Below are 13258 nucleotides of genomic sequence, written 5' to 3'. Positions count from 1 at the left end.
GGTCGATCTCGGCCCGGGCTTTCAGCGCAGGGTGGCGAGATTCGAGATCGACTTGTGCACATCGGACTCCAGCACCCTGGCGACCAGGCTTCCGACGGGTCCGTTGAGCAATCCGCCGGACACCTCGGCGGACAGATCGAAGTAGGAACCGTCGGCGATCTCGTCGACCTTCATGGCGAGGTCGATCTGGATGCCGCCGCGCCCGCTGCCGGCGAGCGCGATCAGCCTGGGCTCGTCGTATTGCGTGACGGTCCAGTGGATGACGTTCCGGAACCCCTTCACCTTGATCAGCGACGAGACCTTCGTCCCCTCGTCGATCGTGTCGGGGACCGGGGACTTCCAGCCGCCGAAGATGGTCATCCACTCGTCGAATCGCGAGAGGTTGGCGGCGAGTGCCCAGGCCGCGCTGGGGTCGAGGTCCGAGTCGATGCCGACGGAGACTGTGGCCACTGAGTGCTCCCATTCCGTGAGGTCGTGCCTGGTGCGAGGTCGTGCCTGTCGGGGAGTCTCTTACCCAGGTCGGCCGCGGCCTATTCGGGTCCGTCGCCGGTCTCGGTCGCGCCGCCCCCGCGTAGGGCCTCGGTCAGCGCATCGACGCTCAACCGCCGCTGCCAGGGACGGGCTCCGGCGGCGGCGAGATGCGCGTCCACCGCCTCGGTGGTGACCGGTTCCCGCAGTCCGTCCCAGCACAGCTGACGGACCACATCGGGGGCGAGGAGGTTCTCCACCGGGAGGGTGCGGCTCTCGGCGACCTCTTTGAGAGCCGGACGCACCTTCTGCATCCGGGCCGCGGCCTCCGGGTTGCGCTGTTCCCAGCGACTCACCGGTGGCAGTCCGGGGCCGTTGGTCTTGCGGGCCGGCAACTCGTCGTCGGGCAGTTCTCGGGCACGTTGGAGGGCACTGAGCCAGACCCCGGCCTGGCGTCGCTGGCGGGGACCGCCGAAGATGGGCAGACGGGTCAGCTCCGAGTTGGACCGGGGGTCGGCGGTGGCGGCGTTCACGATCGCGGTGTCGGGCAGCACCCGGCCCGGGGCGACATCCCGGCGTTCGGCCAATTCCTCACGCGCCATCCACAATTCGCGCACCGCGGCGAGTGCGCGGGCGGACTTCACGGTGTGGATGTTCGAGGTCTTGCGCCATCGGTCGGTGCGTGGCGGTGCCGGCGGACGGGACAGGACGTAGGCGAATTCCTCACGAGCCCAGCCGTCTTTGCCGGACTCGGCCAGCGCCGCGTCCATCGCGTCCCGCAGCTCGACCAGAACCTCGACGTCGAGCGCGGCGTAGTTCAGCCATTCGTCGGGGAGGGGCCGTCGCGACCAGTCCGCCGCACCGTGACCCTTGAGCAGGCCGAGGCCGAGGAACTGCGCGACCATGGCCGCCAGGTTCACCTTCGCCAGGCCGAGGAGTCGCCCGGCCAACTCGGTGTCGTACAGCTCGACGCACTCGAAACCCAGCTCGCGCAGACACGGGAGGTCCTGGTCGGCGGCATGCAGCACCCATTCGGGCCCGCGCAATGCGTCGATCACCGGGGCGAGGGCCCCAGGATCGGCGATGGGATCGAGCAGGAAGCTGCCGGCACCGCGTCGTTTGATCTGGATCAGATACGCACGCTGCGAATAGCGGTAGCCGGAGGCGCGTTCGGTGTCGACGGCGATGGGGCCCTCGCCCGCCGCGAGTGCTCGCGCCGCGTCGGCGAACTCCGCCGCGGTCGACAGCACCGGCGGGACACCGCCGGCGGGCGCGAGCAGCGGTTCGACCTCGGGAGCCTCGTCCTCCGGCGTCGGGTTCTCGGGTGGTGTGTCCACGGTGCTCACGTCGCGCCGAGTCGGGTCACGCCCGTCGGCGGGAGGCCGGCAGCCGATGCTAGCACCTCGCAGAACGCTTCGAGGTGTCCGTTGAGACCCTCGGCGGTCAACGCGGTCCACGACGCGCGGACCTCGAGCTGGTGGGCGCGCGGCGGTCCGGCGATGTCGCCGTAGCGCACCGACGTGGTGGAGGTGACGGTTCCACCGAGTGCGGTCACCTCGATGCGGCGGGCGGTGCCGTCGAGGGACGGGCCGTTCCCGGAGTGCTCGGGGGTGCTGCTCTCGCCGACCGGCACACCGAGGGCGTCGGACAGCCAGCTCCAGGCCACCTCGGGCAGCAGCGGATCCATCGCCAGTGCGGCCTCGACCTCCGCCTGCAGATAGGCGACGAGGCGGATCGTGCCGTTCCAGGCGTCCTGACCGGCGGGGTCGTACAGCAGGATCAGTCGTCCGAACGCGGAGCCCTGGGAATCGGCGGGAACGACGTCGGGGTCGTCCGGCGGGCGCACCTCGGCGCCGACCGCGTAGCTGTACGGCGCCAGGCGCTGCGGCGGACGGATGGGCCCGACCTCGATCTCACGGCGGACGCGGGCAGCATGCAGCGACTCCACCGCCGCGCGGAAATCAGCAGGCTCGTCCGGAGCTCCCGAAGAAGTCACCGTTCGACCGTAGGTGTGTCGCGCCTGGCAGCGGCGGAGGCGCGCCGGTTCACCGCCCCCGGAAATGGGGACGTGGGGTGAAGTCCCTGCCCTGATCCGTGCGGAACGTCGACATGGCAGAGTAAGCGGTGATGTCGAACGTAACTGGTACTCGGGTCCATCGGTCGCACCTGCCGCTCGTCGCCGCGGCCACGGGTGGGACTCCGTCACGCCGTCCGGTGTGGTTCATGCGGCAGGCGGGCCGTTCCCTGCCCGAGTACCGCGCGATCCGCGCGAACCACGGGATGCTCGAATCGTGCTTCGACGCCGAGTTGGTGTGCGAGATCACGATGCAGCCCGTACGCCGTCACGATGTCGACGCCGCGATCCTGTTCTCCGACATAGTCGTGCCGCTCAAGGCCGCGGGGATCGACCTCGACATCGTGGCCGGGACCGGCCCGGTGATCGCCGAACCCGTGCGGTCGGCGGAGGCCGTCTCGCGCATCCCGCGTCTGGAGCCCGCCTCGGTCGGGGCGATCTCCCACGCCATCGAGCTGTTGCTCGCCCAACTCGGCGACACCGCGCTGATCGGCTTTGCCGGTGCGCCGTTCACCCTCGCCTCCTACCTCATCGAGGGTGGGCCGAGCCGCAATTACGAGCGCACCAAGGCGATGATGCACGGCGATCCGGAGACCTGGGCCGAGCTGATGGCGCGCCTGGCCGACATCACCATCGCCTTCCTGCAGGTCCAGCTCGAGGCCGGCGTCGACGCCATCCAGCTCTTCGACTCCTGGGCGGGCATGCTGTCGGCCGCCGACTATCAGCGTTTCGTGGCGCCGCACAGTGCCCGTGTCCTCGCGGAGGTCGCCGGCTACGGGGTCCCGCGCATCCACTTCGGCGTCGGGACCGGCGAGTTGCTGGCGCCGATGGCCCACGTCGGGGCCGATGTCATCGGTGTCGACTGGCGGGTGCCGCTCGACGAGGCCGTACGGCGAGTGGGACCGGGCAAGGCGGTCCAGGGCAACCTCGACCCGACGCTGCTCTTCGCGGGACCGGAGGTCGTGGACAGCGAGGTCCGCCGCGTGGTCGCCGACGGTGACCGGGCGATCGCGGCCGGCGCCGTCGGCCACATCTTCAATCTCGGCCACGGGGTGCTTCCGGGTACCGATCCAGATGTTCTCACCCGCACGGTCGAACTGGTCCACAGCCTCTGATGAGTGCCGGGCCCCGGATCGCCGTCGTCGGCGGAGGTGTCTCCGGCCTGACGGCGGCGTACCGACTGCGGCGCGAACTCGGCGCCGACGCACGTATCGACGTTCTGGAAGCGGGTGAGCGGCTCGGCGGCGTCCTGCACACCACGACGGTCGGCGGACAGGCCGTCGACGTCGGGGCCGAGGCGTTCATCGTGCGGCGGCCGGAAGCTCTTGGCCTGGTCGACGAACTCGGGTTGGGGGATCGGGTCGTGTCACCGACCGGGCGCCGACCGGCCGTCTGGTCCGGCGGTCGCCTTCACCCGCTGCCGACGCCGGCGCTGATGGGTATCCCCGCGACGCCCGACGCGGTTGCCGGCCTCGCCGATCCGGCCGACGTCGAACTCATCCGGACCGAACCCGATCGCCCCTGGCACTGGGACCTGTCCGCGGACCCGACGGTCGGGGACCTCGTGACCGAACGTTTCGGCCCATCGGTGGTCGCCCGCAGCGTCGATCCCATGCTCGGCGGAGTCTATTCGAGCCTCGCCGGCGACATCGGCCTCCGTGAGGCGCTGCCCGCCCTCGCCGCGCGCCTTGACGCCGGTGTGGCGAATCTCACCGACGCCGTCGCCGGTCTCGTCGCCGAGGCCACCGGCTCGGGTCCCGTCTTCGGCACCCTCGTGGGCGGTTACCGGGTCCTCCTCGACGCCCTGCAACAGGCTGCGGCGGTGCGGCCCGAGCTCTGCGCACACGTCCGTGAGCTCGAGCCGACCGCCACCGGCTGGACGCTGCACGTCGGCGGTACTGCACGCGACGACGTCCGCGACTACGACGGTGTGATCCTCGCGATCCCCGCCTGGATGGCCGGCCACCTCCTGCGTCGTTCGCTGCCCGACTTCGCCGCTCCGCTGCGGGCGGTGCAGGGTGCGTCGTCGGTGGTGGTCTCGATCGCGCTCGCCCCCGGAACCCCGCTTCCCGATCACTCCGGGGTCCTGGTCGGTACCGGAGAAAGTCTGCGCGCCAAGGCCTTCACCCTCAGTTCGCAGAAGTGGGCCCATCTGTCACACGACGACGCGCCCGTCTCGGTACGGGCGTCGTTCGGCCGGTTCGGTGCCCCGGTACCGAGCGTCGACGACGAACCCGGCGTCCACGACCGATTGCGGACCGAGGCACTCGAGGACCTCGACGAGGTGTGCCGGGCGGCCGGCGTGGCACCCGCCTCGCCGCACGTCGTCGACACGTACGTGCAGCGCTGGACCGACGGCCTGCCCGTGTACGGACCGGGACACCTGGCCGCCATGGCGCGGCTCGCCGCGGCCCGCCCTCGCCGTCTCGTGCTCGCCGGCTCGTCGTATGCGGGCGTCGGCGTCCCGGCCTGCATCGGACAGGCCGGATGCGCGGTGGCGGCGCTGCTCACCGACCTGACCTGACTGTTCGTCCGGGCGGACACGGTGGCACCATGTGAGATATGGCCCGCTTGGATTACTCAGAACTCAACTCGACGATCCGTTACCTCATGTTCTCGGTGTTCGCTGTCCGCCCCGGCGAGCTCGGCACCGACCGTGACCAGGCGAAATCGGATGCCGCAGACTTCTTCAAGTCTCTCGAGGACACCGGTGTCGTGGTCCGCGGTGTGTACGACGTGTCGGGTCTCCGCGCCGACGCCGACTTCATGATCTGGTGGCATGCCGCCGACGTCGAGTCCATCCAGGCCGCCTACGCGAAGTTCCGTCGCGAGACGGTTCTGGGACGCGCCTGCAACCCGGTGTGGAGCAACGTCGCCCTGCACCGTCCCGCCGAGTTCAACAAGAGCCACATCCCGGCCTTCCTCGCCGGTGAGGAAGCGGGCAACTACATCTGCGTGTACCCGTTCGTGCGGTCATACGAGTGGTACCTGCTTCCCTACGAAGAGCGTCGCAAGATGCTCGCCGACCACGGCAAGGCCGCCCGCGAGTACAAGGACGTGCGCGCCAACACGGTGTCGTCGTTCGCGCTCGGCGACTACGAATGGCTGCTCGCGTTCGAGGCACCCGAACTGCACCGGATCGTCGACCTCATGCGCGACCTGCGCGCCACCGAGGCGCGGATGCACGTCCGCGAGGAGACGCCGTTCTTCACCGGGCCCCGCGTCGAGGTCTCGGCGCTCATCGACGCCCTGCCCTGAACCCGGGATTCGGTGGCGGCAATGCGTGCTCTGTGCGCATTGCCGCCACCGCTTTCGGTGTCATCATCGGGATGATGACGCTGGTTGCATGCGGTGGCGGAACCGGCTCGACTACTGATCGCTCCCATGACGTCGCGCGTACCGGCACCAGTCCTTGCGTCGACGCCGAACTTCACGCGAATCTGTCCGTCGATGAGTACAAGGTCGCGAGAATCGACTACCGCCGGGCGGAACCCGCGTACTCGTCGGCCACCCCAGAGCAGCAGGCCGAAGCCGAGTTCGCGCTTCATCGCCCGTTCGTCGAGGCGACCCCGCCAGGGGCGCAGGCACGGTATGCGCGTCAGGTCTGCACGGACCTCGAGTGGCTCGGCATCTTGCGGTCGCCGCAACTGAAGACCGCCGCAACAGGTTTCGGCTACTACGACTGCGCGTCGGCGAGCCACCCGAATGAGGCCGCCGGCGACGGCAACGCGAAGGAGCTTCGCGACGCTTATCGCCGGATCCACATCGCGGCCAGGACCACGCTGTGCCCTCAGGCGGAGGGCACCAGCTGAGGGTGCCGTGCTACTCGGCCGGCTCGAGCTTCAGGCTGATCGAGTTGATGCAGTAGCGCAGATCGGTGGGGGTGTCGTAGCCCTCACCGGCGAACACATGGCCCAGGTGACTCCTGCAGTTCGCGCAGAGCACCTCGACTCGCGTCATGCCGAGCGAGTTGTCCTCGACCTCGATGATCTTGTCGCCGGCGAGGGGGGAGAAGAACGACGGCCAGCCGCAGTGGGATTCGAACTTCTGCTCGCTGCGGAACAGCTCCGCATCGCACGCCCGGCAGCGGTAGACGCCGACCGTCTTGGTGTCGGTGTACTCGCCGGTGAAGGGTGCTTCGGTGCCGGCCTGGCGCAGAACCCGGTACTCGGCCGGGGTGAGGCGCTGCTTCCACTCCTCGTCGGTGAGGTTCGCCGGGTTCGTGGCGGGTGCGGTGCTCTCGGGCGTGCTGTCGGTCATGTCGTCCACGGTAGCGCGGGACGCGACAGCGTCGCGCTCAACGCTGTGCTAGACGGACTTCGACAACGACAGCTCGTCGTCGGACTTCGTCGCCGGCGCCGGGGGAGTGTCGGACTCCGACCGCATCACGGCATCCTCACCGGCGACGCCGTCGGAGCGCATGTCGAGGTAGCGGAACAGCAGCGAGCAGAACACCGCGATCATCAGCAAGGACCAGCCCCAGGTCACCTTGTTGTACTCGACCATCCAGCCGAAGGCCGTCCACCGCTGCGAGTAGAAGCTGTCGAAGGTCATGCAGCCGTACACGCCGAGCCAGGCCGGCCAGTTGCGCATCGCCGATCCGGGCAGCAGCACCGTCATGAGCAGCGGGAACAGCAGCATCGAGTAGTAGCCCTGGCCCAGCGAGCCGACGAGGAAAGTGGTGCCCAGCAGCACACCCGACGACGTCGCGAGCCACAGCAGTTCGTTGGTCTTGCGGTAGTAGCGGTACAGGAACCACAGCGAGAACGCGGCCATCAGCACGAACGCGACACGCAGCAGCAGCACCAGCCACGGTGCGACCCCGAAGTAGGCGCCGTTGCCGGCGATCGAGCTGTTGTAGTAGTCGCGGGCCTCGCCGAGGTAGGGGACGGTCCGGCTGATGAAGGCGTCGGCATCCACCGACAGCGGCCACGCGATCACCGTCAACACGAGGGGGACCGCGATGGCGAAGGCGAACACCCGCCACTGCCGGTTGAGCAGCGGCAGCAGCAGCAGCGGCGCCAGCACGGGTTTCACGGCCAGCGTCAGACCCATCGGGATGCCCGCCCACCAGTCGTGCCGTGAGCGCATCAGCATCAGGAAGGCGATCATGCCCAGCAGGACGAACGAGTTGAAGTTCGTGAAGATCAGTGTGTGCGAGACGGTTTCGGTGAAGAAGAAGACGAACAGGACCGTCGGCATCACCCATGAGTCCAGGGCATAGCCGAACATCCGGGTCAGCAGGTAGGCGCAGATCAGCAGGGCCACGACGCTGACCGCGATGAACGCCCAGCGTGCGCGTTCGTAGTCGATGACCGCGACCGGCGCCATCAGCAGGGTGCCCGACGGCGGGTACAGGTAGTGCGGGTCGACCGTGGCGTAGTTCTCGCCGTAGACCGGCAGGTTGTTGAGGAAGTTGTAGGCCGCGGCGTACACCGGCTTGAAATCGTCGGTGCGGTCGCCGTTGACGCCGAGGAACACCGACCGGTGCACGACCATGAGCAGGCTGATCGGCCACAGGATCATCGGGATGATCCGCTGCGCACTCATCTGGGGATACAGATACCTGTCGAGATTGGCCACCCGCGCACCGTACTACGGTCGGCCTCGGACACTCCGCAGAACCCTCCGGGCTGCATCGGGTCGGACCCGGTCAGGTGGGGCAACCGCGCTGGGTCGGCCCCCCGAGAGGCGTCTTGGTCGCGTACTCGGCCGCGACCTGGGCCGCGCAGGCGCTGCGACCCAGCACCGAGAAGCCCAGTCCGTCCCAGCTGACGGTGACCGGCTCGGCCCCGGCGTTCATGAACAGCGGGACGAGTGTGCTCGCGCCGTTGCCCCCGTTCACCGGGTCCCGGGTGCCGTTGAGGATCAGCGGGTCGGCGGGCAGCGATGACGGCGGGCGCACCGCGGTGCCCGACGCCCAGCCGTTGCAGCGCACCAGCGACAGCGCGCTGTCGGAGCCGGTCAGCGGACTCTGCTTCGTCCAGGCCTCGACGAGACCGGGGATCTCGTTCTGCCCCACCGGGCCGGTGACGTCGTTGCACCGGGACACCAAGGCGCCGTCACTCATCCGCAGGGTCGCGGCCCGATCGGCGAGCCGGACCAGCGCGGCCGTGTCGCCTCGGTCGGCGGCGGTGATGGCGCGGGACAGGTCGAGCAACGCGTCGGGACGGTCCGCCGCGAGGGCGAGCGTGGTGGTGATGGCGTTCAGTGCGGTGGTGTCCGACAATCCGTCGAGGCGTCCGGCACGCGCCTTGGCGAGCAGCCCGGTCATCACCCCGACACCGTTCGTGCCGAGCGTGCAGCCGTCCAGTGCGGAGCATCGCTGGGCGAAACCCTGCAGCGCCGTCTGCACACCCTGGGCGCGCAGGTTGGCCCTGTCCCGAGCGTTGGCCCCGAAGGGGGCGGGGGTGTCGAGGATGATGCGTCCCGCTCGGCCCCCGTACAGGGAGGCGTAGGACAGCACGACGTCGGAGCCCTCGCCGACGCCGATGAGGCCCAGGTGTTCGACGCCCCACCGCTGCCGAAGTGTTTCGAGGTCCGCGGCGGCGAACTGTGCGCCGAAATTGAGTTGGTAGGGCGTCAGGGTCTCCGTGCACCCGTCCGAGGCCGACGAGGCGGCCGAGGCGAGGCGGGAGATGCGCGCCTGGGTGGTGGTCCCACGCGTGGTGAGGCCGTTGTCGGCGATCGTGCTCCGCTCGAGCCGGGTCATGCAGTCCAGGTCCCCACTCTGGGGGATGCCGCGATGATCGACGGCCACCACCGGGTGGGCGTCCAGGAACGCCCGGCCCGGACCGGTGGACATCACCATCAGGGTTCGCGACGACGGGAGATCCGATCCCGAGGTGAGCACGAGCGGCGGGGCACCGGCCGGCGTCGCCGCGGTACGGGCCCGGGTCGCCGCGATCCTCACGACCTCGCCGTCGGGCTTGTTCCGGTCGACCGGGGAGTCGAACTCCGCACATTCGATGGTCACCCCGGCCGGGCGGGCGATGCCGTAGCGTCCGCTGGTGCCGGCGGCGCAGTCGGTCCACTCGAGATCGGTCTTCGGTACGGCCAGCGCCGGCGCCGGGGGTGGAGCCGACGACGATGCGGTCGGGCCCTCACCGCCGCCGCCACCGGGGATGAGTTCCGGACCGCGGTCGGGGCCCACCGCGCACGACGACACGACGATCGCGACAATCACACCCAGGACAGCCGTGACGGCGTGCGCTCTTCGCATGACCGCGAGCGTAGTCAACGACTCCCGACGACGACCGTGCAGTGATCGGTTCAATGGATGGACGACCGGCCGTGGCGCAACCAGCGCGTGAAGACGTAGCCGTCGTCGTCGGTGATGATCGCGGCCGGCGTCATCGCCTTGAGCGCCGCCGTGTCCTCGTCTCCGTCGCCGGCGCGGACCGCGATCCGGCCGGCACGTCCGCCGGCCAGGTAGGGGCTGGTCGTCAGGCACAGTTCGTCGAGCAGGTCGTCGGCGATGATCGAGCCGAGCAGGCTCGGCCCGCCCTCGCACAGCACCCGCGGCCGGCCACGGTCCCCGCAGGTCGCGATCAGCGTCGACGTCTCGACATCGTCCTCGCCGCAGTCGACGAGGGTGGCGCCGGCGTCGACAAGCGCGGCGCGACGATCCGCCGGAGCCGACGCGCAGGTGAGCACCACGGTGTCGGGGTGGCTCAGCGGTGGGTAGTCGGGCGGCACCGAGAGCGAGCGCGACACCAGGGCGAGCGCGGGGGCGGGTTCCTGTCCGTTCTCCTGCCGAAGCTCGGCGAACGCATCGTCGGGTTTCGGCTGGCGATAACCCTCGGTGATCGCGGTCCCAGCACCCACGAGGACCACGTCGGCGAGTCCGCGCAGCACGCGGAAGACGGTCTTGTCGCCGTCGCCGCCGAGGCCGCCGGACTTCCCGTCGTGCGTTGCCGCGCCGTCGATCGAGGACACCATGTTGGCCCGGACGAACGGTGCCGCGGCGCCGGGACCCGCCGCCGGACGTGGGGGGTACCGATAGTGTTCGGCCAGCGCGAGGAGGGTCTCGGGCCCCTCCCGGTCGGCATCTGCGGATGTGACCTGGGTCGCTTTCTGCAGGTGGAACATGCATCCATCATTCCGTGGATCGCTACTCTCCACACATGGCGGCCCGACTTTGCGATCGCAACCCTGCGACCTCGCCGGATGCACTCATCGACGAGATGGTGCCTCCGTCGACCTTCGACGACGTGAGTTTCGACTCCTACATCCCCGATCCGAAGGAGCCGTCGCAGGCCCAGGCGGTGGCCAAGGCCCGCGACTTCGTCGCCCGCGCGTCGAAGGCGCGCTCGGGCAAGAAGGGCCTGTTCTCGCGCAAGGCGCCCGCACAGGGGATCGGGCTGTACCTCGACGGTGGGTTCGGCGTCGGCAAGACCCACCTGCTCGCCTCGATCTACCACTCGATGCCGGAGCCGAAGTCGTTCGCGACGTTCGTCGAGGTGACCCACGTGGTCGGCGCGCTGGGGTTCGTGAACGCCGTCGAGCGGCTCTCGCAGCACACGGTGCTGTGCATCGACGAGTTCGAACTCGACGATCCCGGCGACACGATGCTGGTGTCCCGGCTGCTCACCGAGCTCACCGCGAAGGGCGTGTCGGTCGTCGCCACCTCGAACACCCTGCCCGGCCAGCTCGGCGAGGGCCGCTTCGCGGCGCAGGACTTCCTGCGCGAGATCCGCAAGCTGTCCGCCGTGTTCGAGACCATCCGCGTCGACGGCCCCGACTACCGCCACCGCGACCTCCCGCCCGCCCCGGACCCGCGCACCGAGGGTGAGCTGGTCGACATCGCCGAATCCACCGAGGGTGCGACCCTCGACGACTTCGACGCCCTGTGCGATCACCTGAGCACGCTGCACCCGTCGAAGTACAAGGATCTCGTCGACGGCATCTCGCTGGTGTGCATCACCGGTGTGCACCCCGCCAAGGATCAGTCGGTCGCCCTGCGGCTGGTGGTGCTCGCCGACCGCCTCTACGACGCGCACATCCCGGTGACGGTGTCCGGCGCCAAGCTGGACGAGATCTTCACCGACGAGATGCTCGCCGGCGGTTACCGCAAGAAGTACCTGCGCGCGACCTCTCGTCTGCTGGCGCTGTCGCGCTTCGCCGAATCGGCCGTCTGACAGGCACTTACGGCCTTCTCCGAAAAGCGCCCCTGGAAACCGCCCGGTGGAGTGAGGAGTGAGGCGACTGACATAGTGTCGTCGGACCAGCTGTGCTGGGTCGATTTCAGGGGCGCATCACGGGGGCAGATTCAGCGCCGGCGATTAGCCGCTACAGCTTCTGGGTGAACACGTAGTCGTGTTCGACGCTGCCGCCGAGGTCGAAGGTCCGCACCCCGGCACGGCTGAAACCCGTCTTGGTGTAGAACTTCTGGGCCCGTTCGTTGAGCTGGTTCACACCGAGCCAGACCACTGCGCTACCGCGATCGCGGGCGCGGTCGAGTGCTGCGTTCATCAGCCCACGTGACGGGCTGAGGCCGGGACGCGAATGGTGGTCGGGGAGTACGTACATCTTCGACACCTCGGTCGCCGGCCGATCGGGAACGACCGCTGCGACAACGGGATCCGACGGGTCGCCGTGCAGCACCAGCGCGTAGCCCAGGATCGCTCCGTCCGCGCCGTCCCGGGCGACGAGCACGTCGGCGTCCGGATCGGTGATGTAGCCGCGGAAGTTCTTCTCGCCGAGGTTGGTCGCGATGAACTCGGCGATGTCCTCGGCGGCGGCGTGTGGCGGGCAGGCCAGCGGGAAGGTCGCACCGGCCACCTCGGCGACCGCCGCCGCCCGGTCGGGATCGGTGACGAGTTCGACGGTCACCGCGGGGGACGTCATGGCCGGGAGTCGGCCGATGCCAGGGGGCGTGCCGGATCGGCGGTCCAGGCGTTCATCGATCCGTCGTACACCGCGACGTCGTTCCGGCCGAGTGCCCGCAAAGCGAAAGCCGCTGCGGTGGCGGCGATCCCGCCGCCGCAGTAAGTGACCGGACGCACCGTGGGGTCGAGGGCGCCGACCTCGGTGAACAGCCCGCGCAGCTCGTCGAGCGGCCTGAGTGCGCCGGATTCGTCGACGAGTTCGCCGAACGGGACATTGACGCTGCTCGGGATGTGACCGCCGGAGAACGATTCCCGGTCGAGCGCGTTGACCAACAGAACCGACGAATCCGCGGTGGCCGCGGCGACCTCGTCGGTCGACGCGATGCGTTCCGGCCGGCGTCGTGCGGTGAAAGTTACTGCCGGATGGGTTGATTCGCCTGTTTCGGTGGGGAGTCCGGCCTTCGCCCAGGCGTCGAATCCGCCGTCGAGGACCACGACGTCGTCGAATCCTTCGAGACCGAACTGCCACCACAGTCGGGTCGCCCAGATGCCGTTGACGGTGTCGTAGACGACGACCGTCGAGTCGTCACCGATGCCGGCCTCGCCGACGGCCGCGGCGAACTTCTCCGACGACGCCGCCGCGAACGGGGCCTCGCCGTCCGGATCGGACAGCCCGGCGATCTGGTCGACGAACACCGCACCGGGCAGGTGTCCCTGCAGGTAGGAGTCGCGGCCGGAGGCGACGTGCGCACCGTCGGCGTCGAAGCTGAGATGAACCGTCGCGTCGACGATGCGCAGACGTCCCTCGCCGAGACGGGCATGCAGTTCATCCGGGGTGATCAGCGGTACGGAGGTCATGGCTGACACCGTAGTCCTGCCACTCCGC

14 protein-coding genes are annotated in these 13258 nt (G+C 69.4%); 5 read left to right on the top strand and 9 right to left on the bottom strand.

The genetic code is table 11. The annotated features are described in order from the left end of the window. Nucleotides 1-21: 21 nt before the first annotated feature. The 3 genes from NWF34_RS00760 to NWF34_RS00750 all read right to left on the bottom strand — a co-directional run bounded on the left by NWF34_RS00760 (nucleotide 22) and on the right by NWF34_RS00750 (nucleotide 2464). Nucleotides 22-450, bottom strand: coding sequence for an SRPBCC family protein (locus NWF34_RS00760; RefSeq protein ID WP_024498528.1), 429 nt, complete (start codon nucleotides 448-450; stop codon nucleotides 22-24). Between the two features lie 80 nt (nucleotides 451-530). Continuing rightward, nucleotides 531-1805, bottom strand: coding sequence for an HRDC domain-containing protein (locus NWF34_RS00755; RefSeq protein WP_024498529.1), 1275 nt, complete (start codon nucleotides 1803-1805; stop codon nucleotides 531-533). 5 nt (nucleotides 1806-1810) lie between these two features. Further along, nucleotides 1811-2464, bottom strand: a complete 654-nt coding sequence (locus NWF34_RS00750; RefSeq protein WP_024498530.1) for a DUF3000 domain-containing protein — start codon at nucleotides 2462-2464, stop codon at nucleotides 1811-1813. Nucleotides 2465-2595: 131 nt separating this feature from the next. On the opposite strand from NWF34_RS00750, the gene hemE reads away from it, so the two are divergent. The 4 genes from hemE to NWF34_RS00730 are packed head-to-tail and all read left to right on the top strand — an operon-like array spanning nucleotide 2596 to nucleotide 6354. Further along, a complete protein-coding gene (gene hemE, locus NWF34_RS00745; protein WP_096273863.1) occupies nucleotides 2596-3657 on the top strand; it encodes a uroporphyrinogen decarboxylase in 1062 nt (353 codons plus the stop codon). Next, nucleotides 3657-5066, top strand: a complete 1410-nt coding sequence (locus NWF34_RS00740) for an FAD-dependent oxidoreductase (protein WP_258324047.1) — start codon at nucleotides 3657-3659, stop codon at nucleotides 5064-5066. The genes hemE and NWF34_RS00740 overlap by 1 nt, the downstream gene beginning before the upstream one ends. Nucleotides 5067-5104: 38 nt before the next feature. After that, nucleotides 5105-5800, top strand: a complete 696-nt coding sequence (hemQ, locus tag NWF34_RS00735) for a hydrogen peroxide-dependent heme synthase (protein WP_191834401.1) — start codon at nucleotides 5105-5107, stop codon at nucleotides 5798-5800. Between the two features lie 32 nt (nucleotides 5801-5832). Further along, the gene (locus tag NWF34_RS00730) at nucleotides 5833-6354 is read left to right on the top strand and encodes a hypothetical protein (RefSeq protein ID WP_024498533.1); all 522 of its coding nucleotides are present in this window, start codon (nucleotides 5833-5835) and stop codon (nucleotides 6352-6354) included. 10 nt (nucleotides 6355-6364) lie between these two features. On the opposite strand, the gene msrB is transcribed toward NWF34_RS00730, so the two are convergent. The 4 genes from msrB to NWF34_RS00710 form a co-directional block, all read right to left on the bottom strand. Beyond that, the gene (gene msrB, locus NWF34_RS00725; RefSeq protein ID WP_024498534.1) at nucleotides 6365-6802 is read right to left on the bottom strand and encodes a peptide-methionine (R)-S-oxide reductase MsrB; all 438 of its coding nucleotides are present in this window, start codon (nucleotides 6800-6802) and stop codon (nucleotides 6365-6367) included. A gap of 48 nt (nucleotides 6803-6850) precedes the next feature. Further along, nucleotides 6851-8125 carry a glycosyltransferase family 87 protein gene (locus NWF34_RS00720; protein WP_159404848.1) on the bottom strand — a complete coding sequence of 425 codons (1275 nt, stop codon included), beginning with the start codon at nucleotides 8123-8125 and terminating at the stop codon, nucleotides 6851-6853. Between the two features lie 70 nt (nucleotides 8126-8195). Continuing rightward, on the bottom strand, nucleotides 8196-9764 hold the full coding sequence (locus tag NWF34_RS00715) for an alpha/beta hydrolase (protein ID WP_258324046.1): 1569 nt from the start codon (nucleotides 9762-9764) through the stop codon (nucleotides 8196-8198). A gap of 50 nt (nucleotides 9765-9814) precedes the next feature. Beyond that, nucleotides 9815-10633 carry a dihydrofolate reductase family protein gene (locus NWF34_RS00710; protein WP_258324045.1) on the bottom strand — a complete coding sequence of 273 codons (819 nt, stop codon included), beginning with the start codon at nucleotides 10631-10633 and terminating at the stop codon, nucleotides 9815-9817. A 35-nt stretch (nucleotides 10634-10668) separates the two neighbouring features. Between NWF34_RS00710 and zapE the strand changes: the two genes are divergently transcribed. Continuing rightward, the gene (gene zapE, locus NWF34_RS00705) at nucleotides 10669-11682 is read left to right on the top strand and encodes a cell division protein ZapE (protein WP_258324044.1); all 1014 of its coding nucleotides are present in this window, start codon (nucleotides 10669-10671) and stop codon (nucleotides 11680-11682) included. A gap of 151 nt (nucleotides 11683-11833) precedes the next feature. Here zapE and NWF34_RS00700 read toward each other — a convergent pair whose 3' ends face one another. Together NWF34_RS00700 and NWF34_RS00695 are read right to left on the bottom strand one after the other, a co-directional pair. Further along, nucleotides 11834-12391 carry an N-acetyltransferase gene (locus NWF34_RS00700; RefSeq protein WP_258324043.1) on the bottom strand — a complete coding sequence of 186 codons (558 nt, stop codon included), beginning with the start codon at nucleotides 12389-12391 and terminating at the stop codon, nucleotides 11834-11836. Next, nucleotides 12388-13230, bottom strand: a complete 843-nt coding sequence (locus NWF34_RS00695; RefSeq protein ID WP_258324042.1) for a sulfurtransferase — start codon at nucleotides 13228-13230, stop codon at nucleotides 12388-12390. The genes NWF34_RS00700 and NWF34_RS00695 overlap by 4 nt, the downstream gene beginning before the upstream one ends. Between the last annotated feature and the right edge of the window lie 28 nt (nucleotides 13231-13258).

Origin of the sequence: Gordonia sp. GONU, assembly GCF_024733855.1 — a bacterium.
Lineage (GTDB): Bacteria > Actinomycetota > Actinomycetes > Mycobacteriales > Mycobacteriaceae > Gordonia > Gordonia amicalis.
This window is presented reverse-complemented; position numbering and strand designations above follow the sequence as displayed.

What these genes read in the sequence shown, in the direction of transcription:
- hemE (WP_096273863.1), top strand. Translation starts at nt 2,596, where the DNA reads ATGTCGAACGTAACTGGTACTCGGGTCCATCGGTCGCACCTGCCGCTC.
- NWF34_RS00740 (WP_258324047.1), top strand. Translation starts at nt 3,657, where the DNA reads ATGAGTGCCGGGCCCCGGATCGCCGTCGTCGGCGGAGGTGTCTCCGGC.
- hemQ (WP_191834401.1), top strand. Translation starts at nt 5,105, where the DNA reads ATGGCCCGCTTGGATTACTCAGAACTCAACTCGACGATCCGTTACCTC.
- msrB (WP_024498534.1), bottom strand. Translation starts at nt 6,802, where the DNA reads ATGACCGACAGCACGCCCGAGAGCACCGCACCCGCCACGAACCCGGCG.
- NWF34_RS00715 (WP_258324046.1), bottom strand. Translation starts at nt 9,764, where the DNA reads ATGCGAAGAGCGCACGCCGTCACGGCTGTCCTGGGTGTGATTGTCGCG.
- NWF34_RS00710 (WP_258324045.1), bottom strand. Translation starts at nt 10,633, where the DNA reads ATGTTCCACCTGCAGAAAGCGACCCAGGTCACATCCGCAGATGCCGAC.
- zapE (WP_258324044.1), top strand. Translation starts at nt 10,669, where the DNA reads ATGGCGGCCCGACTTTGCGATCGCAACCCTGCGACCTCGCCGGATGCA.
- NWF34_RS00700 (WP_258324043.1), bottom strand. Translation starts at nt 12,391, where the DNA reads ATGACGTCCCCCGCGGTGACCGTCGAACTCGTCACCGATCCCGACCGG.
- NWF34_RS00695 (WP_258324042.1), bottom strand. Translation starts at nt 13,230, where the DNA reads ATGACCTCCGTACCGCTGATCACCCCGGATGAACTGCATGCCCGTCTC.